Origin of the sequence: Steroidobacter sp., from assembly GCF_036406195.1 — a bacterium.
Lineage (GTDB): Bacteria > Pseudomonadota > Gammaproteobacteria > Steroidobacterales > Steroidobacteraceae > Steroidobacter.
Genome location: NZ_DASWVW010000052.1, coordinates 1 through 21,060 on the forward strand (window position 1 = coordinate 1; position 21,060 = coordinate 21,060).

The following is a 21,060-nucleotide window of genomic DNA, read 5'->3' on the forward strand; positions in this document are numbered from 1 at the left end:
GGTGCGCATCCTCACGTATGTGGGATTGCTGTATCAGGACCTGATCCACACGAAACAGATCGAGCGTGGACGGCTGCCTCCGGTGCTGCCGATTGTGTTGTACAACGGCGAGTCCCGCTGGGGCGCGGCGCAGGAACTGGCGGCACTGGTCGAGCCCGGACCGGCAGGGTTGGAGATCTACCAACCGCAGGCGCGCTATCTGCTCATTGACGAAGGATGCTATCGGGCCAGCGATCTGCCGCTGTGCAACCTCGTGGCAGCGCTGTTCCGGTTGGAGAACAGCCGCAGTCGCGAGGAGATCGATACTGTTCTGGGGGCGCTGGTGGAGTGGTTGCGGAGCCCGGAGCAGAGAAGCCTCAGCCGTGCATTCGCCCTGTGGATCGGCAGGATTATACTCCCCAAGCTGTCCGCCGAACCGGTGACGGGCATAGATGACTTACAGGAGATGCGCACAATGCTGGCGGACCGGATCCAAGAATGGGGCGAGGAGTTCAAGCGGGAAGGTATGCAAGAAGGCATGCAGGCCGGCGAAGCGCAGCTGCTGTTACGGCAGTTGCGCAGGCGATTTGGCGAACTGCCCGATTGGGTTCAACCCCGGCTGCGGCAGGCGCCCTCCGAACAGCTGGAGTGCTGGGGTGAGCGGCTGCTGGAAGTCGATACGCTCGACGCGCTGTTCGAGGGGGAGTAAAGACAAAAGGGGCACATTTATTTATAGCCAGCACGCCAGCACGTACGACCTACGTCGAGATTCCGCGAATCTGTCACTTCACTTAAACAAGACGGCTACTGGCAGGGATGGGCGGCAGCATACGACCCATCCCCCAGTCCAGCGCTTGAACCAGTCCGGCTCTTGAAGTCGTGCCGTAGCTCACAACGTCTGGGGTATGCTCGATGCCGCTCCCATGACGCACACACCCTATTTCCATCCGGCGGTCGACGCCTGGTTCGGCCAGACGTTCGCCGCCCCCACGCCGGCGCAGGCGGATGCGTGGCCGGCCATTCAGTCGGGAAAACATGTACTGATCGCCGCCCCCACAGGCTCGGGTAAGACCCTGGCGGCTTTTCTGGCCGCCATCGACGAGCTGGTCCGCGAAGGGGAGCAGTTCGGCCTGCCTGACGAGACGCGCATTGTCTATGTGTCGCCGCTGAAGGCGCTGTCGAACGACATCAATCGCAATCTCGAGGCGCCGCTCGCCGGCATCCGCGACAAGCTGCTCGAATTGGGCATGCGCGATGTGGACATTCGCACCTGGGTTCGGACCGGCGACACGCCGCAGTCTGAGCGCAATCAGATGCGGAAGAAGCCGCCGCACGTCGTCGTAACGACGCCGGAGTCGCTCTACATCCTGTTGGGCTCGGAATCGGGTCGCGAGATGCTGAGCACCACGCGCACTGTCATCGTCGATGAAATTCACGCCGTCGCGGGTAGCAAGCGCGGCTCGCATCTGTCCCTGTCACTGGAGCGGCTGGAAGCGCTGGTCGGCCGCAGACTCACTCGTGTCGGCCTGTCCGCCACTCAACAGCCGATCGAGGAAGTCGCTCGCTTTCTCGTTGGCAGGCGGTACCAGTTGCCGAGCGGCGCGGCCGACTGCGCCATCATTGACAGCGGCCACATCCGCCAGCGCGACCTGGCGATCGAAATGCCCGAAGCGCCGCTCGAAGCGGTGATGTCCAACGAAACCTGGGGGCAGGTCTACGACCGGCTGGTGCAGCTCATCAACGAGCATCGCACCACGCTCATCTTCGTGAACACGCGGCGCACGGCCGAAAGAATCTGCCGCCAGCTGAGCGAGCGGCTGGATAAGGATGCGCCCAAGGGCGCGCCACCATCAGTGACGGCGCATCACGGCAGTCTCGCGAAAGAATTGCGCTTCGACGCCGAGCAACGTCTCAAGCACGGCCAGCTCAAGGCACTCGTAGCCACTTCGTCGCTGGAGCTGGGCATCGACATCGGTGACGTGGACCTGGTGTGCCAGATCGGCTCGCCGCGATCGATCAATGCATTTCTGCAGCGAGTGGGACGCTCGGGCCATGCGGTGGGCGCCACACCCAAGGGACGTTTGTTTCCTCAGTCCCGGGATGATCTGGTCGAATGCGCGGCTCTGCTCGACAGCGTGCGCCGTGGCGAGCTGGATCGACTGAGAATTCCAGTCGCGCCGATCGATGTGTTGTCCCAGCAGATCGTCGCCGAAGCGGCGGCTCGGGATTGCACGGAACAGGAATTGTTCGAGCTGGTGCGCTATGCGCATCCGTTCCAGTCCGTGACGCGCGAGTCGTTCGACGAAATCGTGCACATGCTCGCCAAAGGTTTCACGACCCGACGTGGCCGGCATGGCGCGCTGCTGTATCACGATGCGGTCAATCACATCATCAAAGGCCGCAAAGGCGCGCGCCTCACGGCGATCACGTCGGGGGGTGCGATTCCGGACACGGCCGATTATCAGGTGATGCTGGAGCCCGAGGGCTATCTGATCGGCACGCTCAACGAAGACTTCGCCGTCGAAAGCATGGCCGGCGACATCTTCCAGCTCGGCAACTCGTCCTATCGCATTCTGCGCGTCGAACGCAGCACGGTTCGGGTGGAAGACGCCAAAGGCGAACCACCGTCGATTCCATTCTGGTTTGGCGAGGCGCCGGGCCGCGCCGACGAGCTGTCCGTTTCGGTTTCGCGGCTGCGCGAGGAAATCGCGAAGCGCTTCGATGAGCACTCGCACAGCGGCGATATCACTGCCTCCAGTGCCTATCGATGGCTGACGGAAGAGTTGGGCATCGGTGCCATCGCGGCAGCCCAGATCGTTGCCTATCTGGCGGCGGCCCAAGCCGCGCTCGGTTCGCTGCCCACCCAGCAGAAGGTCATTTTCGAACGTTTCTTCGACGAATCCGGCGGCATGCAGCTGGTGATTCATTCGCCATTTGGCAGCCGCATCAATCGCGCGTGGGGCCTGGCGTTGCGCAAGCGCTTCTGCCGCACCTTCAACTTCGAGCTGCAGGCGGCGGCCACCGAGGACACCATCATTCTGTCGCTCACCGGCTCGCACAGTTTCGAGCTGCTGGACGTAGCGAAGTACCTGCATCCCAACACGGCCAAGGACATTCTCATCCAGGCCATGCTGGCGGCGCCGATGTTCAACACTCGCTGGCGTTGGGGTGCATCTATTGCGCTAGCGCTGCCGCGCTGCCGCGGCGGCAAGAAAGTGCCGCCCCAGATTGCTCGCATGAATGCCGAGGACTTGCTCGCTTCGGTGTTCCCAGATCAAGTCGCGTGCGGCGAGAACATCGTCGGCGACATCGTCGTGCCCGATCATCCCCTGGTACAACAGACTGTGCGCGATTGTCTGGAAGAGGCCATGGACTTCAGCGGCTTCGAGCGTCTGCTGCTGGGCCTGATCGAAGACCGGATTCAGGTGGAGGCGCGCGATCTCACCGAGCCGTCGCCGCTGGCGTTGGAAGTGTTGAGCGCACGGCCCTACGCCTATCTCGACGACGCACCGCTGGAAGAGCGTCGCACGCAGGCAGTGATGAGCCGCCGCTGGATGGACCCGCAATCCGCCTCCGACATCGGCAAGCTGGACCCGGCGGCCATCGTTCGCGTTCGTGATGAAGCGTGGCCCGACGCGGGAACGGCGGATCAGCTGCACGATGCCTTGCTGTGGCTCACCTTCATGACGAGCGAAGAAGTCGAACGTCAGCCGTTGTGGCCAGGACTGTGCCAGGAGCTGATCACTCAGCGACGCTTGACCCGGCTCGACGTGGGCGCCACCGGGATTTTTGTCACCGCCGAGCGCGTGCCTTATTTCCAGGCGATATTCCCAGACGTGACATTGGACGCGTCAATCACAGTCCCCGCGGCCTATGCAGGCAAGCGCGAGCCCGATGAGGCGGCCCGCGAAATCGTGCGTGGCCGCTTGGAAGGACTGGGGCCCGAAACGGCATCGAGCCTCGCGGCCTCCTTTGGTGCAAGCGTCGAAATCGTGGATGGTGCGTTGCTCGCACTGGAAGCCGAAGGCACAGCCATGCGCGGTACCTTCGATCCCGAGCTCGATGGCACGCAGTGGTGCGATCGGCGCTTGCTCGCTCGCATCCATCGCTACACGGTCAAGAAGCTGCGCGCCGAGATCGAGCCGGTCCAGGCCCGCGATTTTCTGCGCTTCCTGTTCGATTGGCAGCGCGTTACTCCGAGCGCCCGCATGCAGGGCCCGGATGCAGTGCCGGCCATCCTCGCGCAGCTGGAGGGTTTCGATGCGCCCGCTGGCGCATGGGAAACAGAAATACTGCCGACACGCATTGCCGAATACGACCCTGCCTGGCTCGACGAGCAATGTCTGGCGGGCCGCATCATTTGGACTCGCCTCGCCACCCGCAATGGTGATTCGGAACGCGGCGCTGCCCCGGTGCGCTCGACGCCCATTGCTCTGCTGGCACGACGCAATGTGAAACATTGGTCGCAGTTCTCCAGCGGCACCGAGCGCTCGCAGCTCACCGACAAAGCTCGGCAGGTGGCGGAATACATCGATGACAACGGCGCGTCGTTCTACGACGAGATCGTCGACCATGTTGGCCTGCTGCCTGTGCAGGTCGAAGAAGCATTGGGCGAGTTGGTGGCACTTGGCCTGGTGAATTCGGACAGCTTCGGGGGCTTGCGCGCATTGCTGATGCCCGCGGATCGTCGCCGCCCGAGCGGACGCGACCGCCGTCGCCGGCAACGCCTTGCCGTCTTCGCCATGCAGGACGCTGGCCGATGGGCGCTGGTCAGAAGAAAAGAAATCAAGTCCGAAGACAGCAAGCTGGTGCCCGCGCGTAACAACGAAGCAATCGAGCACATCTGTCGCACGCTGCTGAAGCGTTGGGGCGTCGTGTTCTGGAAACTGCTGGAACGCGAAGCGGATTGGTTGCCGCCCTGGCGCGACCTGGTGATGTGTTTGCGTCGTTTGGAAGCGCGCGGAGAAATTCGCGGCGGTCGATTCGTTACTGGTTTCTCCGGCGAGCAGTTCGCCTTGCCCGAGGCGATCGGTCAGCTGCGAGAAGTCCGGCGCCGAGAGGACAGCATGCAGCTGGTGTCGCTCTCCGCAGCCGATCCGCTGAACCTCGTCGGCATCCTCACACCGGGCGGCCGCTTGCCTGCGCTGACTGGCAACCGAGTGTTGTATCGAGACGGCGTACCGGTAGCGTTGTACGCCGGGAGTGAAGTGAAGTTCATCGAGCAGTTGGCTCCAGCTGAGCAATGGCAGGTTCGCGGCGCGTTGTTGCGCAGGCAGGTGCCGGCGCCGCTCGCCGATCTGGCGTAGGCCGCCAGATGACTCTCAAATAATGACGGTCTGACCGTACTTGCGGCTCACCGACTCCGTCTTCGGGTCCTCACGCTCCAGTTGCAACGAATCCGGATCGACGGGTTCCGGCTTTTCGGGCTCGGCATTCGAGTCTCCACGGGACTTGTGCTGAGCAATCGTGCCGAGCCCGTTCATGCGGGCGTTCACCTTGCTCGGCGAGCCTGTGTAGAAGATCGCCCCGACGCCGTTCATCGTCGCATCGAGCGACCCGCGTGCGTTGACGATCACGCTGCCTACGCCGTCCACCGTCACGGTCGCATCGACAGCCGCGAGCCTGGCGAGATCGGCGTGGCCGGCGCCTGTCATTCGTACCGTGAGCTCATCGAGCTCGCCATCGCCGTTGATGTTTGCCGCGCCGGCCGCTCTGATCCTCGTATGTCCGCCGCGTAAGCCGGCCAATCTCACATCGTTACCGCCCTCCAGCTCCAGCGACTCGAGCCGCGGCAAGGTGATCTGAACGGTGAGACGCGACTTGTTGTCCCGGATCACCCAATCCCGTGAACGCCCTTTGATATACAGCGTGTTGTCGCGCACCTCGGTCTGCATGCGGCGGACTGCCTTCTCGTGTCCGTTGACCTGAACCGAGGCCGGCTCGCCCACCGTGATTTCCAGCTTGGCTGCACCATCCATCTGGATGGAGTCGAACGAAGCGACTTCGCGTCGCTCGCTTACCAGCGGCCCTTTGTCGCCCCAGCCGGTGGCGCGGTCTCCGCAGCCGCTCAAGAGCATTGCGCCAGCAGCTAGAGCGGCAAGCGTCGAATAAGGGTTCATGGCGACCTCGGATGAGTCGGCTTCATTTCACATAGTACGGGTGCGGCCATGCTGAGCCGACGGCGCGCGCAACGGAAGAGAGTGCCGGCGAATCGCGGCCCGGCGCCGGTGAGCCCTCGATCACAAATCGTTACCGGGCCCTCCGAACGTGCGTGCAAAGCTCGACTGGGTCTGCACTGGCGCCTTCGGAGCCGTGCCAGAGTCCGCGCTGCGCCCGCCTGGGGGATACAAATTTGTGATGTACGTCACAAATTTACGATTCCGACTTAAGAATTCGCCAATTTGCGACACCCTCTGTGAGGGCAGCGTGACTTTGATCCGTGCCCTTAGGTCGTCTGCAGGGTTAACCTCCTTCTGTGCAGACGAAGCCCCAGTCCCCGACTCAGCGCCGACCCAATCCCCTCCGCGACCGCCTCGCCAGGCTGTTGCCGCCGCTGACTTTTGCCGAACCGCTGGAAAGCCAGTATCGCAACTGGCACACCGACCATGCGCGCGAGCGGCTGAAGTACACGATGCTGCCGGCCATGGGCTTGTTGCTGATCGCATCGCTGGCGGGCGGGCCCTTCCACTCTCTGCGCCAATCGCTGTTCGCGCCCGACCAGATGGCGACGGTGGACATACTCCGCTTCGCCGTGCTGCTGCCGACGTGCACGGCCATGCTGCTGGTCACTTACACCAGGCTCTATTCGAGTTGGATCAGATTCGCCGCGCCCGCCGTGTCGCTGCTGCAGAGCTTGTGCATCGTCGCGTTCGACCTGCTGATGCACCGGCAGGGCTACTCGTTGAGCTCGGTGGTGCCCATGCTGGTGCTGTCGGCGTACATGCTGTTCGGCATGATGCAGACGCAAGCCACCATCACGGCGACGACCATCGTGGTGGCATACGGGCTCACCGGCTGGGTCGCGGGCTTGAACAGCGGGCAGCGTCTCTTCGATGTGATCATGGCCTGCTGTGCGCTGCTGCTCGGCTTCTTCTTTCATTACAGCTTCTCGCGCACGCAGCGGTTGAACTGGTTCAGGAACATGATGCTGACCGACTCGGTGCATCGTGACGCGCTGACCAACATCGGCAACCGGCGCATGTTCGACGTGCACATCGAGCGTTTGTGGAATCAAGCGATTCGCACGCGCGCTTCGGTGGCGTTGCTGCTGGTCGATCTGGATCAGTTCAAGTCGTTCAACGATCACGCCGGTCATCAGGCCGGCGATCACTGCCTGGCGCGCGTGGCGGGCGTCATCGAGCAGTCGGCGCGCCGTCCCTTGGATATCGCCGCTCGCTATGGCGGCGAAGAATTCGTGGTGCTGTTGTTCGATGTGAAACGCGATCGCGTCGAAGAGCTGTGCCGGGAAATGCACGCCAATCTCGAAGCTCTGCGTATTCCGCATCCGGCCTCGTCGGTCGGACCGTATGTCACGGTCAGCATCGGCGCCGCTTGCGTCGAACCGCAGGCAGGCCGTCACCACGACGGCTTGATTCAGCTCGCCGACGAAGCGCTGTACGCCGCGAAGGAAGGCGGCCGCAATTGCACGGTGGTGATGGATCGCGAGTACGCGACGCTCAGCACAGGCGCTTTCCGCGTGCCGCGCAAACGCGCTCGTACCGAAGCGGCCTGATCCCTCGACACACGCTTGCTAAATCATCGATGAGCTGCGTCGACGCGGGTTAGTCGAACAGGACAGCGTTATCAACCAACGACAACCATTGGAGCGCTGCGCGCGGGTGATACATTTCTCGCTCGCGCCGAACTCGCAGGGGTCGGCGATCGTTATCCAAGTTAGTAGCAAGGGGAGTCTCACAGCCGCAATGTCCGCCATCGACACGCCCGCCGTCATGCCCGCTCGTCCCAGCGAAATCGTCACGCTCCAGTCGCACATCCTGCAGCAGCAGACGCGCTATCCGGAATCCAGCGGCCAGTTCTCGTGGATACTTTCGGCGCTGGCGATCTCCGCCAAGATGATTGCGTCGCATGTCCGGCGCGCACGGCTGGACGATGTGCTCGGCACGGTCGGCAATCAGAACGTGCAGGGCGAACAGCAGCAGAAGCTGGATGTGATCGCCAACGACATCCTGTTGCGCACGCTCGGCGGCCGGGAAGGCGTGGCCATCGTCGCTTCGGAAGAAAACGAAGAGCCGGTGATCCTGCGCACCGACGACTCGGCGGAACGCAAATACTGCGTGTTGTTCGATCCGCTGGATGGCTCGTCGAACCTGGACGTGTGCGGTTCGGTCGGCACCATCTTCAGCATCCTGCGCAAGGAGCGTCGCTCGTCGCAGCCGCAGGCTTCCTTGCTCCAGCCCGGCGCCGAACAGGTCGCGGCCGGTTATGTTTTGTACGGTTCGTCGACCGTGTTCGTGCTGACCATCGGCTTGGGCGTGGATATGTTCGTGCTCGATCCCGCGTATGGCGCCTTCATGCGCGTGGCGCAGGGAGTGACCATTCCGAAAGCCCACAAGTGCTACTCGGTCAACGAAGGCAATCGCCTGAGCTTTCCCGAGGGTTATCAGAAGTATCTGAGCTGGGCGCAGGAGCACGGTTATTCCAGCCGGTATGCTGGCGCCATGGTGGCCGATGTCCACCGCATTCTGCTGCAGGGCGGCGTATTCATGTATCCGCCGACTCGCAAGGCGCCCAAGGGCAAGCTGCGTCTGATGTATGAAGCCAATCCGATGGCCATGATCGTGGAGCAGGCCGGCGGCAAGGCGCTGTGCGCGCCCGGCGAGCGCATTCTCGACATCAAGCCGACTGACATTCACCAGCGCGTACCGGTGATTATCGGCAGCAGCGAAGAGGTCGATCACGTCGCCGAGCATTTGTCACCGAGTCCGTGACCCGAGCCGATGACTTGGACCGGGTCTGGCTGAATCGCCGCCAAACCGCCACGAAATCTTTCCGGGGGCCATCCGCGGACCCCGTAAATGACTGTGGAAGTCCGCGCGTTGCAGCAACCTGCGGCGCGTGAGTGTATTCTTCCATCCCAGTAGTCAGCTCTCTGGGAAGCTTGTGCTCACGGCCGATAAAGTCCTTGTCACGGTAGGAACGCCCTGCTCGATCTCCGCGGTAGGCAGCACGGAAACCTATCTAGCGCGTGTCGCTGGCGCGACGGAGTTCATCGGCCTGGCGGCGTTCGACGCCGGCCTGGTGGACATCGACCCGCAAGCCGACGGCTCGTTGAAGTTTCGCTGGACCGGCGGTGAAAGCACCACGCCGGCCGAAATCGAACGGCTGCATGGCGCCAAGCTGCGCGCTTCGCTCGGCATCCGTCACATCGACGAGCTCACCGCGCTCGGCAACTCGGTGGTTACCGATGTCGCCGCTTCCCTGCCGCACGACTTCGATCGCGGTGGTTTGCGCCGGCTCGGCGGACTCACCTATCGCGATGTGCGCGATTCGGCGCTCAAGGACATGTATGGCTTGTTCGACGACGATCCGCGCCTGGGTCCGTCGCTGCAGGCCCAGTTGTTTGCCTACAGCGGCTTGGGCGCGCTGGCGGCGCTGCCGGTGTCGTTGTCGGAGCTGATCGTCAACCCATACGAGTTTCGCGTGGCGGGGGCAACTGCCTTCCCAGGCCTCGACGCATACGGTCAGCTGCGCCCGGCCGGCAGTGTCACGCCGGAGAACGACAAGCTGCGCGACAAGTTCGCGATGCGGCTGGCCAACTCGTTGTCGTCGCATGGTCCGGCGTTGCTGTCGACCATGCTGGCGCCATCGTATTCGCTCAGCAAGTCGTTGAAACATCCAGAGCTGCTGGATTCGTTGCGTTCGGCCAGCGGCTACATGCGTGTGCCGCAAGCGCCGCTGAACGCGGTCGGCGCCTGCGCCTCGAGCTCCATCGTGTTTTGCGAGTTCGCGCCGCAGATGTTGCTGGACTACCCCGGCTATCAGCGGCCGCAATTGACGCTGTGGACGGCGGCGGACGCGGCCACCCGTCCGAACTGGCAGATTCTCGATGCGTTTGGCCCGGGCGCATTGATGACCCGCGCCAAGCTGGAAACACTTAACGCCAGCCGGGCTCCAACCGAGCAGCGCTCGGTGGCCGACAGCCTGGCGCCATTCGACATCGACGCCAATGGCACGGTCGTGGGCGAGGGCGGCTCGGGCCTGCTGGTCACGACACTGGATTTCGCTCTGCGTAACTTCCTCGACATCACCTCCATCATCGTCGGCTGGGGTCAAAGCGGCGAGGCGGGCGGCAAGGCGCATTTCGCCGGTGTGGGTTTCGGTGGCGAGAACGCATTGATCCATGCGCTCGAGCTGGCTTATCGCGGCCACGGTTACCGCGCCTCCGAGTTCCAGTATCTGGTCGCGCACGCGACCGGTACGCGCACCAATTCGAAGACGGATCTCACTACCGCGGCCAGCGCTCGTGCGACGGCGGCGGAACGCCAGGGCATCAAAGGCACCTTACCGACCATGGCAGTGGGCACACCGAAGGCGGTCGGCGATGGCCACACCATGGGCGAGACCGGTTTGAAGGCCGTGTCACAGGCACTGCAATTCCTGCTGGGCCATCAGGCGGTCGGCGTGCCGACGTTGCGCCAGCTGGATCCGGACCTCGGCGCGGTGGCCGAGTCGTTCAAGCTGCAATCGGCGCCGGTGACCGGCAATACCGACGGTGGCGCCTTGTGCGCGACTCAGGGCTTCGGCGGTTACAACGGCGCGCTCGCGTTGCGCGCAGCCCACGCTGAAGCGTTCGCCCGTTATTCGCCGGACAAAAAGGTGCTCTCCGCATACCTCGAACGCTGGCCGGAGTTGCGTCGTGAACGCGAGCAGCGCGAGCGCCATTGGCGCCTGCGTCGTCGTAGCGCCATCGAGCTGGCGCAGATGCATTGCTGGAAGGGGCTGGATTAGCCTTCATCCCGCCCGTTCGGCAGGGCCGGCACACCGGCCCTGAACAAGTCAACGAGCTTGCCGCCGCTGAACCCGCCCTAGCTCGGGGCTTCCACCATCCACGCCGCTCGCGTGCGCGATACTCCCGTTCCGCGTATTGGGACGTGTTTCGTCTTGCCGTCCCGGACTGTATGCAACAATACCAATGGACGAGGACAACGATGGTGGGAGTGTTCTAAAAGAGCCGATGTTCCGCGACTTCCGTAAAATCTCGCCACGCATGTTCTGGCTGGTGACGCTCGCGTCACTGGTCGTGCTGCTTGTCGTTGTCGCGGTTCCACAGTTGCTGTCGAAGAACGCGCGAATGCAGGTTCTACGCTCGCACGTGGCCGAGATCGCGCAGATCGCGGCGAGCGTCGTGGACGGCGACCTGCACCGGCAGCTGCTCGACCCCGCCAACTACACACCCGAGCTGTACGAGCGCACAGTCGCGCCGCTGGTGCGCTTCCACTCGGCGGCCCCGGAGATCTTTTACGTCTACACCATGATGGAGCGTGGCGGTAAAAGCGTCTTCGTGGTCGACACCGCAGCGTCCAGCGATCTGAAAACCTCGCGCAAGCTGCGGCCGTCGGCATACATGGAGCCGTTCGAGACCATCGACGTCGACCCCGACCCCGATTATCTGCAGCGGATCGCGGCCGGCGAGACCTATGTCTACCCGAAGTTTCAGCGCGATGTTTACGGCACCTTCCTTTCCGGCCATACCCCCATCTACGACAGCCAGGGACGCTACAGCGGTTTCGTCGGCGTCGATTTCGACATCAAGTACTACCTGGATCAGGAATCCAGCTTTCACGCGATCTTCTACGGCTCGATGGTCGGTGCGGTGCTGATCGCGCTGCTGATCGGATATCTGGTGGCGCGCTATCACTATCACGTCCAGGACCGCATCGAAGAGCAGTACCGCATTTCCATCCGGGACGAGCTGACACAACTGCTCAATCGCCGCGGCGCGCTGAGATTCTCGCGCGAGGCGCTGGAGGCACGGGCCTCGTCCTATGCGGTGATCCTGGTCGATATCGATGACTTGAAAGGCATCAACGACATCTACGGGCATGCGGCTGGCGATGAGTTCATCGTCAAGGTCGCGGATACGATTCGCCACAGCGTGCGCGAGAAAGATATTTGTGCGCGCATGGGCGGCGATGAGTTCCTGATCTTCGCCACCGGCTGCGACCTGGACGCGGCGACCGAGATCGCACGACGCATTCTCGGCAAGGTGTTCGCGCAGGATGACCACGCCGGGCGCTCGCATTTCGGCGTGTCGATCGGGATTTGCGTCGCGCCGGGCGCGGAGGCGAATTTCGAAATGCTTTACCGCCAGGCGGACGAGGCGCTCTACAAGGCCAAATCCGCCGGCAGGAATCGCTTCGTGATTTTCGACCCGGTCATCGCGGCCACCGGCTGACGCCGCAAACAAAGAAATATCGCGTTCAGGAGTCGCGCTGCGTCCGGGCTTGCAGCATCAACCGGTGCAGCACATCGCCCAGCTCTTCCACGGTGTTGGGCTTCAGCAGCAGATCGCGCACGCCGCTCTTCATCACCGATTCCCGGTCCTTGGGGTGCACGTAACCTGACGTCATCACCACCGGCACCTCCGGCCGCAAACGCAGCACATGCTCCGCGAACTCGATGCCGGACATGCCTGGCATCGACAAATCCGTGACCACCGCTTCATACGCCGTCGGATCGGAACGAAACGCGGCCAAGGCTTCGTGAGCATCGGTGAAGCCGGCCACTCGATAGCCCAGACGCTGCAGCACGCGGGTTATGAGATATACGAGCGATTCCTCGTCATCCACATAGAGAACGCTTTGCCCTTCGCCCCGCGGCACGTGCGACGGCGACGCGAGCTTGGGTGTGGACACCTCCTGGAACAGCACGACGTCTTTTTGGGCTTCTTCATTGCCGCTGAACGCCAGGATCTGATTGATGATGCCGGCCGCGCGGTTGCTGGCCCGCTGCACTTCGTTCAGCGACAGTTGCGCCGGATGATCGGGCGGCAGGTCTTCGGAGGCGAGTCGCGCGTTGCCGCAGATCGCCAGCAGAATGTTGTTGAAGTCGTGCGCGATGCCGCCGGCCATGGCGGCCAGGGCGCGACTCTTTTCGAGCAGCTCGCGATCGCGCTCGGCTTGCAGCCGGGCGGTCACGTCGCTGGCGAAGGCGATCACGCCCTCATCGGCGGTGCCGCGATCCACCAGCGCCAGATGCCAGTGACACTGCATCCGGCTGTCGTCCTTGCGCCGCATTTCGAGCACCACGCCATAGGGAAATTCGACGCCGGACAGCAGCTGCGGGCAAACCTGGTCCATGAGGGGCTTGCTGACGGGCGTGGCGACCAGCTCATGGATGTGCCGCCCGATGGCCTCGGCCTCGGTGTAGCCGAAGGTGGCGGTGGCAGCCGGGTTCCAGGCACGCACGGTGCAATGCGTATCCCAGACGATGCAGGCCAGCGGCGCGCGATCGAGGTACAACTGCAATCGCTTGTTGATTGCCCGCAGCTGCACGACGCCCGCGTCCGCAGATGAATCACCACGAATCGCAGGCCAGCGCCATTTGCGCCACCACTGCGTGAAGCCAAACATAACGCCCCGCTGAAGATGATTTACACAATCGCGTCTGCGCCGGACGCAGTCTGCCCGGCGAGCAACCTATCACAGCGGGGCGGCCGCGCGCCTTGAGCGAGTTTCCCGCCTGATGCTTAGGAGAATGGAGTAAGCGGCAAACTTTGTGACGTACAGAGCGGTTACCGAACAGTAGCTCGTTCAGATATTCCAGCGTTCCCGGCACAAGGCCAGGAAACGGGCGCCGGCTTGCGACAGTGGCTGATGACGAAGGTGATAGACGCCCACCTGCCGTTCGATGCTGGAAAACGGCAGTCCCTCGATGTGCTCCAGCTCCGGTGGCAATTCGGTCACCAGATTGGAGACGTAGGTCACGGCCTTGCCCTCGGCCACCAGAGCCAGGCGCAACTCCATGTGACTGACCTCCCAGACCGATGCGAAGGCATTACGTAACCGGTCGCCACTGGGCCGGCGCGGGGCCTCGTCGAGATACGAAGTCACCAACGGCAACGTGCGGAGGGTGGCTTGCGGATCGCGCTTCAGCGCCTCCCGGCTTGGATGGTCCCGCGCGATCATCAGGCGCCGCGTCTCGGAAAAGCACGAATACACCGTGAAGTAGTCCGGCATGGTGTGCTGCAAGGGACCAAAGCCGACTTCCCAGCGCCCATCCGATACGCCGTGCACGATCTCGCGGCTCGGCGCGACGGTGACTTTGAAGCGGGTCAGCGGATTGCGTTCCGAGAATTCACGCAGCAGAGCAATACCGAAACGCGCATTGGTGGCGGGCGAGAGCGCCAGCGACAATGTCGACAGCGCGCCAGTCTTGATCTGCGCGATATCGGCCAGTGTTTCGCGCTCTTCGTTCAGCACCGTCTCCGCGTAGCGCAGCAATCGGATGCCAGCCTCGGTCAACTGCGGAGGATTGCCTCGACGTAACAGCACCGCGCCCAGGCGATGCTCGAGATTGGCAATGGCCTGGCTGACCGCCGACTGCGACAGGTTCAATCGTTCGGCCGCGCGACTGAAGCCGCCCGCTTCGACGACGGCGTGAAAACAACGGACTTCATTGCGCTCGATTTGCATGTGGTCGATTTTCGCGCAGCGGTCCCGGCAACTGCAAATGGACGGTCTGGGAGGGTGGAATCATAAGAGTAGCTTGGTCAGCGAGGCGCGCACAGCCGATGATGAACGCAGCGCTGCGGGACCTCGATGTCTGAAAACACGCATATCTTGCAACTGCCGATCTCGCGATTCGCTACTGGATCGAGCCGCGCAGGCGTTCATCGAACAAACTCGTGAGCAATGACCCGCACCGGCGGCCGGGTCACTCGCCGTACCGGGCATTATGTTGGTCCGCATCGAGTGCGCGCGTGTGATCGCACTTGTCAGGTTATGCACGAGGTGGCTATAGTGCAGACACTTGACTCGAGTGACTAACCCGCACGTGCCCCATACCTCCTCCCCCATCGCCGTGATCATCAACCTGATCAACGTCGTAGTACCGGTCGTAGCTATCAGTTACGCGCCGTAGGGGAATTATTAATATACGAATCCACGACCCCCGTCGGTGCAAAGCCGGCGGGGGTTTTTCGTTTTCAGCGCCGGCGCACCGATGGCTTCCCCAACCAGGAGCCCTCTGCATGATTGCGACACAACCGGCCACGGCACCGAAACTGAGCGGAGCCGATCTCACTATCCACCTGCTGGAGCGGCAGGGCGTGAACATCGTCGCGGGTATTCCCGGCGGCACGCTGTTGCCGCTGTACGAGGCGCTGGGTCGCTCGACCAGCATTCGACACATCCTGGCCAGGCACGAGCAGGCGGCGGGCTTCATCGCGCAAGGCCTGTCGCGAATCACCGGCAAAGCGAGCGTCTGTTTAGCAACGTCCGGCCCCGGCGTCACCAACGTGGTCACGGCGCTGGCCGACGCCAAGCTCGACTCGATTCCCTTGGTGTGCATCTCCGGACAGGTACCGACTGCCCTGATCGGCACCGACGCCTTTCAGGAAGTGGCGACCATCGACATGGCTCGGCCCCTCACCAAGGCATGCTTCTTCGTGCGCAATGCGAATGAGCTGTGGCATGTGATTCCCGAAGCGTTTCGTATCGCGGAGAGCGGCCGGCCGGGACCAGTGTTGATCGACGTGCCGAAGGACGTTCAGCTGCAGCTCGCGGATAGCGAGTCTGCCTGTGCGGGGTCGTTACAAGAATCCGCAGCGCTATCGGTGACTCATGCGAGGCCGCACGGTCAATCGATTTCCATGCTCGATGCGCGCCGGCACTTCGATCGCGCCGCTCAAATGATCCACGCGGCGCAGCGTCCCGTGCTGTATGTGGGCGGCGGCATCGTGAAGGCGCGGGCGCATGCGGCGATTCGAAAACTGGCGGAGCGGGCGGGGCTGCCAGTCACATCGACACTGATGGCGCTTGGCTGCTTGCCCGTGGGGCATGCCCTCGACATCGGCATGCTTGGCATGCACGGCGCGCGCTACACCAATTTGATCATTGATGAATGCGACCTGCTGATCGCCATAGGCGCACGCTTCGACGATCGCGCAACGGGCGATCCCAGGAAATTCGCACCGCACGCGCGGATCATTCACATCGACATCGATCCCCGCGAGTTCGGCAAGATCAAGGCCGCTGACGTGTCCATTTGCGCGGATGCCGGCCTGGCGACGCAAGAGTTGCTGGAGCGCGTGCCGCCGACTCAGCGCACCTTATGGCTGTCGCGAGTGAATCAACTCAAGCATGGCCATCCTCTGCTGACACCCGGCATTCAGCATCTGTGCTCGCCGTATGGAATCGTGCAGGCCGTGGGGGCGATCGCGCCGGCCGATGTCATCGTCAGCACCGATGTGGGCCAGCACCAGATGTGGGTGGCGCAACGGTTTCCGTTCAAGCGGCCGGATCGCTGGTTGACGTCCGGTGGCCTGGGCACCATGGGTTTCGGCCTGCCGGCAGCGATCGGCGCAGCGCTGGCCGCGCCCGACGCGACCACGGTGTGCTTTACCGGCGACGGCAGCTTGCTGATGAACGTGCAGGAACTGGCCACGCTGGCCGAGCTGGATTTGAATGTGAAGATCGTGCTGCTCGACAATGCCGCGCTTGGCCTGGTGCGCCAGCAGCAGGAACTGTTCTATCAGCAGCGCTTCGTGGCGTCGCTGTACTCCCGGCCGAGCCGCTTCGTCGCTATCGCACAGGCCTTCGGCGTCCCGGCATTCGATCTTGGCGAGGCTCGCGATCAGCAAGATGCCTTGTCACGCGCTTTTGCCGACCGGGGCCCCGCGCTGATCCGTGTGCCCATCGCAGCCTCGGAGCAGGTGCTGCCGATGGTGGCGCCCGGAGCAGGGAACATCGATGCGCTCGATCATGCAACACAATGCGTAGAGGAGTCGTGATGACTGAGGCAAACGGGCTGGCGCCGCCCATTACCCCGGCCGAGTTCGAGAAAGTGGAACTGCGCGCCGGCACGATCCTGGAAGTGGGAGGCGCGCAAGCCGGCCTGGAGACTGCTCTGAGGCGCGGCTCGCACTGAGAATCAGGCGACGGTCCGCACCAGCCTGGTCACGTCCAGGATGCCGTTGATGATGAACTGCACGCCGATGCAGATCAGCAGGAAGCCCATGATGCGAGCCATCGCATTCATGCCGGCGACGCCCAGCACCTTCGACAGCCGCGTCGCGGCCCGCAGCGTGATATAGGAAATCACACCGACCACGGCGATGCCGAGCGAGATCAGGATGTGGCTCACCACGATGTGCTCGCTCTGCTGCGCCGAGGCCGACAAGCCGACCACCACGGCGATGGAACCCGGACCGCTCAGGCCTGGCATGGCCAGTGGAGTGAACGACACATCCTCCTTGGCGGCTGCCTCAATCTGCTCCTGCCGGGAAATTGCGACCGTATCCGGAAACAGCATCCGGAAGCCCAGATAACTCACGATCATGCCGCCGGCGATGCGCAGTCCGGGAATGGAAATGCCGAAGAAGTTCATGATCAAGCCACCCGCCACCAGGAACGAGGTGAGGATGAAGAACATGTAGATGCAGGCACGCCGGATCTGCTCGGTGCGCTCGTGCTCGTCGAGGTTGGCGGTGATGGTGACCACCATGCCGACCGCCGAGAGCGGATTGACGATGGGTAGCAGCGCCGCGATGGTGCTCAAAACGTAAGTCAGTCCTTCGGCAATCCAATTCATGCAGCGGCCCGTTGCTCAGGAGCGACGTTTTTACCCCAATCCAGGCCGCCTCAGGTGGGCTTTTTGCGTTTTGCCGGCGCCGCCTTGAGCGATGGCGCGCACAGTCGCTCGAAGCCGCTGGCGATGAACGGCGCCATGCGCTTGCCGATGGCTTCGAAGTCGCTCGACTTGCACAGCCCCTCGGACAAGCGGTCGATGCGCCCGGTCTGCGACAGCGACAACGTCAGCGCTCCGGACAGGAAGTGGTAGCTCCAGTACAGCTCCTGCTCGCTCACGCCGGGCAGCGCCTTGCGAAGCGCGTCGATGAGACGGTGAATGACGTTATCGAAAGTACGGCCCATGGTCTCGCCGCCCCAGGCCGGCGTGTTGTTCACCTGCGCGATCAGGGCGAAGTAGTTGTGCCAGCGCTGATCGCCGGTCGCCGCGCGGCGCAGGATGGGCTGCAGGAACGCATCGATCACGCCCTCGACGGTGATGTCCTCGCCGGCCGCCTGCACATAGGCATCGATGGATTCGATGCGCTCCCGGTTGATGATCTCGGCGCGCCGCTCGAACACCGCGTCGAACAGGCCGCGCTTGGTGTTGAAGTAGTAATGCAATAAGGCGGTGTCGACCTTGGCTTCCTGCGCCACCTCGCGCACGGTCACGCCCCAGAAGCCATGGCGCGAAAAATGATCCTCGGCGGCATCGAGGATGCGTTCCCGCATGTCGGGCGCGGCGTCGGTCTTGAGCGGTCGGCCCCGCCGGACCTTGCGACGTTTGGTGCTCATATTGCTCGGGCTAGGTAGAAACCGCGGCAGCATACCTGTTCGACGCGCGTTTGCTCCATGCCGCCACCCCCCGGACAGTATTCATCAACTGCTGAATAATTGACAGCGGCCGCGCCCGGAGGCAATCTGCCGATAATCATCACCTGATGAATAAATTCGACCCAGCCTCGAATCAGGTGATCGTCAGCGCTTCAGGGGCGGGTCAGTCAGGGGGAACGAGCATGAGTACCAATGCTTCTTGCGGCGCATTGCGCCTGTCGATCGCGACCATCCTCGCCATGCAGCTGCCCGCGCCAGCCGGCGCCCAGGACCAGGCGGGCGGCGATCCATCGGTCACCGGCATCGAAAACGTGGTGGTCACCGCACGCCGTCGTGAAGAAAGCCTGCAAGATGTGCCCGTGGCGATCACGGCGCTGACGGCGGATCAGCTGCAGACCCAGAACGTCCGCACGCTCGAAGACATGACCGCGTTCGCGCCCAACATCAAAGTGAATGCCGGCCGAGCGACCAGCAGCACCATCAATGCCTATATCCGCGGCGTCGGGCAGAACGACCCGCTGTGGGGCTTCGAACCCGGCGTCGGCATCTATATCGATGACGTTTACATCGCCCGGCCGCAAGGCGCCTTGCTCGACGTCTACGACGTGGAGCGAATCGAAGTGCTACGCGGCCCGCAAGGCACGTTGTACGGCAAGAACACCATCGCGGGCGCCATCAAGTACGTGACGCGCGATATCGCCACTGACGAGCCGGCGCTGAATGTTTCCGCCACCGGCGGCAGTTACAACCAGCGCGAGATCAAGATCGGCGGCTCCATGCCGGTGGTCGATGAACACGTATTCCTCGGTGCCGCGGTCGCCTATCTACGGCGCGACGGGTACGGCGAGATAGTCGATGACGGCCGCGCACGCTCGTACAACAGAGTCGGCCAGGATGTTTCCGACAAGGACGTGCTCGCGGCGCGCGCCAACGCCACGTTCTTGTGGGGCGAAGATTCCAAGTTACGCATCCTTGCCGATACCGTGCAGGACAATTCCAACGCCACGGGCGGCCAGCGCTTGAACGATCTCACGGTGCCGGCCGGCCCGGCCGCCGGGATCTATCCGCGGCTGAGAGACCGTTACGATCAGCGCACCGACATGCCGGTGGATCGCGACCGCTTCATCAACAAGGGCATCGCGGCCACTTACACCCAGTCGCTGACGGACTCGCTCGATCTGAAAATCGTCGGCGCGTATCGCGAAGGCGAGGGGCGCCAGTTCATCGACTTCGACGAGCTGAATGCCAACCTGTTCCAGGTGCCGGCGCAGTACAGCGACCACCAGAGCAGCGGCGAAGTGCAGCTCACCTATAGCAGCGATCTGGTGAACGGCGTGGCGGGTGTGTACTACTTCACCGGCACCGCGAAAGGTGCGTTCGACGCATCGCTGGGCACGCTGGGTTTGACCTCGCTCACCAAGGGCAGCGTCGATACCGACAGCATCGCGGTGTATTTCGATACGACCTGGTCGCTCACCGACCGCTTGAACCTGAACGTCGGCGCACGCTGGAACGAAGACGACAAGGAGGCGAGCGTGTTCGTGGCTCAGTATCTCGGCGTGCTCGCGCCGAACCAGACGTTGTTCGATCAGAACAACTTGCCGCCGGGCTTCACCCTGTTCACGGTGCAAAGCAACTACACCAACGACCGCAGCTTCTCCGATGTTTCACCACGCCTCGGCTTGGACTTTCGCGTGCATGACGACCTGATGCTGTATTTCAGCTACGCCCAGGGCTTCAAGAGCGGCGGCTTCGACATGCGCGGTAATCAGCTGACCAATCCCAATACGGTCAATGGTTACGACGCGGAGACCGCGGACAATTTCGAAGTGGGTATGAAGTCGACGTGGCTCGACGACACGCTGCAGCTGAATCTCACGGCGTTCTACACGCCGTACGAGGATATTCAGATCACCACGCAGGAGTTTGTCGTGGTCAATGGCAATCCCACCAATGCCACGGCCGTGCTCAACGCCGGCAAGCAGGTGAACCAGGGTGTGGAGCTGGAAACGATGTGGCGGCCGCTCGCCGGGCTGACAGTCGTGGCGAATGTCGGCTATCTGGATGCCGAGTTCAAAGAGTTCTTTACCGGCTGTCCGACGCCGGCACCGGGCTGCCGCATCGATTTGAGCGGCTTCAACGAGCCCATCAATTCCCCCGACTGGACCACGTTCCTGGGCGCGACCTACCAGTGGTCAGTCGGTGCGGGCGACATGAGCGTGCATGCTGGTTATCAGTACCGGAGCGCCACCAAAGTCGCCAACACCACGGCCAGCATCACCGATCAACGGGCCTATGACATTCTGGACCTGGGCGTGGCTTACACGACGGCCAATGAAGCCTGGCGATTCGCCGTGGAAGGCAAGAACATCCTCGACGAGGAATATCGCGTGGCCGGATATGACTTTGGCACCGCGGGTCCGACGGGTGGGTTCAGCCAGATTGGCTTCTATGGGCCGCCGCGGACTGTGTCGGTGACCGCGACTTATCGGTATTGATT

Annotated in this window: 14 protein-coding genes; 9 read left to right on the forward strand and 5 right to left on the reverse strand. The window is 62.9% G+C overall.

The window, feature by feature from the left end:
- Together VGE08_RS19850 and VGE08_RS19855 are read left to right on the forward strand one after the other, a co-directional pair.
- Positions 1–688 (forward strand): DUF4351 domain-containing protein (locus tag VGE08_RS19850; protein WP_331069657.1); only part of this gene is annotated, 688 nt, incomplete at its 5' end.
- Between the two features lie 214 nt (positions 689–902).
- Entirely contained in the window at positions 903–5,285 is a 4,383-nt protein-coding gene (locus tag VGE08_RS19855; protein WP_331069658.1) for a DEAD/DEAH box helicase, read from the forward strand.
- 15 nt (positions 5,286–5,300) lie between these two features.
- Here VGE08_RS19855 and VGE08_RS19860 read toward each other — a convergent pair whose 3' ends face one another.
- Complete coding sequence (locus tag VGE08_RS19860; RefSeq protein ID WP_331069659.1) at positions 5,301–6,098, reverse strand: GIN domain-containing protein; 798 nt, start codon at positions 6,096–6,098, stop codon at positions 5,301–5,303.
- 356 nt (positions 6,099–6,454) lie between these two features.
- Here VGE08_RS19860 and VGE08_RS19865 point away from each other — a divergent pair, with 356 nt between their 5' ends.
- The 4 genes from VGE08_RS19865 to VGE08_RS19880 all read left to right on the forward strand — a co-directional run bounded on the left by VGE08_RS19865 (position 6,455) and on the right by VGE08_RS19880 (position 12,394).
- Complete coding sequence (locus tag VGE08_RS19865; RefSeq protein WP_331069660.1) at positions 6,455–7,711, forward strand: diguanylate cyclase; 1,257 nt, start codon at positions 6,455–6,457, stop codon at positions 7,709–7,711.
- Positions 7,712–7,901: 190 nt separating this feature from the next.
- The gene (gene fbp, locus VGE08_RS19870) at positions 7,902–8,927 is read left to right on the forward strand and encodes a class 1 fructose-bisphosphatase (protein WP_331069661.1); all 1,026 of its coding nucleotides are present in this window, start codon (positions 7,902–7,904) and stop codon (positions 8,925–8,927) included.
- A 172-nt stretch (positions 8,928–9,099) separates the two neighbouring features.
- Positions 9,100–10,947 (forward strand): hypothetical protein, encoded by a 1,848-nt coding sequence (locus VGE08_RS19875; protein WP_331069662.1) that lies wholly within the window; start codon positions 9,100–9,102, stop codon positions 10,945–10,947.
- A gap of 184 nt (positions 10,948–11,131) precedes the next feature.
- Positions 11,132–12,394: a GGDEF domain-containing protein gene (locus VGE08_RS19880; RefSeq protein ID WP_331069663.1), complete on the forward strand. Its 1,263-nt coding sequence runs from the start codon at positions 11,132–11,134 to the stop codon at positions 12,392–12,394.
- A 25-nt stretch (positions 12,395–12,419) separates the two neighbouring features.
- Here the strand turns inward: VGE08_RS19880 and VGE08_RS19885 are convergent, their stop codons facing one another.
- Positions 12,420–13,571, reverse strand: coding sequence for a response regulator (locus VGE08_RS19885; RefSeq protein ID WP_331069664.1), 1,152 nt, complete (start codon positions 13,569–13,571; stop codon positions 12,420–12,422).
- 180 nt (positions 13,572–13,751) lie between these two features.
- On the reverse strand, positions 13,752–14,633 hold the full coding sequence (locus tag VGE08_RS19890; RefSeq protein WP_331069665.1) for a LysR family transcriptional regulator: 882 nt from the start codon (positions 14,631–14,633) through the stop codon (positions 13,752–13,754).
- Between the two features lie 557 nt (positions 14,634–15,190).
- Between VGE08_RS19890 and ilvB the strand changes: the two genes are divergently transcribed.
- Both ilvB and VGE08_RS19900 read left to right on the forward strand, forming a co-directional pair.
- The gene (gene ilvB, locus VGE08_RS19895; protein ID WP_331069666.1) at positions 15,191–16,951 is read left to right on the forward strand and encodes a biosynthetic-type acetolactate synthase large subunit; all 1,761 of its coding nucleotides are present in this window, start codon (positions 15,191–15,193) and stop codon (positions 16,949–16,951) included.
- A complete protein-coding gene (locus VGE08_RS19900) occupies positions 16,951–17,088 on the forward strand; it encodes a hypothetical protein (RefSeq protein ID WP_331069667.1) in 138 nt (45 codons plus the stop codon). Before ilvB ends, VGE08_RS19900 begins: the two co-directional genes overlap by 1 nt.
- Positions 17,089–17,091: 3 nt before the next feature.
- Here VGE08_RS19900 and VGE08_RS19905 read toward each other — a convergent pair whose 3' ends face one another.
- A complete protein-coding gene (locus VGE08_RS19905) occupies positions 17,092–17,751 on the reverse strand; it encodes a MarC family NAAT transporter (protein ID WP_331069668.1) in 660 nt (219 codons plus the stop codon).
- A 50-nt stretch (positions 17,752–17,801) separates the two neighbouring features.
- Positions 17,802–18,521, reverse strand: a complete 720-nt coding sequence (locus tag VGE08_RS19910; RefSeq protein ID WP_331069669.1) for a TetR/AcrR family transcriptional regulator — start codon at positions 18,519–18,521, stop codon at positions 17,802–17,804.
- Between the two features lie 221 nt (positions 18,522–18,742).
- On the opposite strand from VGE08_RS19910, the gene VGE08_RS19915 reads away from it, so the two are divergent.
- A complete protein-coding gene (locus tag VGE08_RS19915) occupies positions 18,743–21,058 on the forward strand; it encodes a TonB-dependent receptor (RefSeq protein WP_331069670.1) in 2,316 nt (771 codons plus the stop codon).
- The last annotated feature ends 2 nt before the right edge of the window (positions 21,059–21,060 follow it).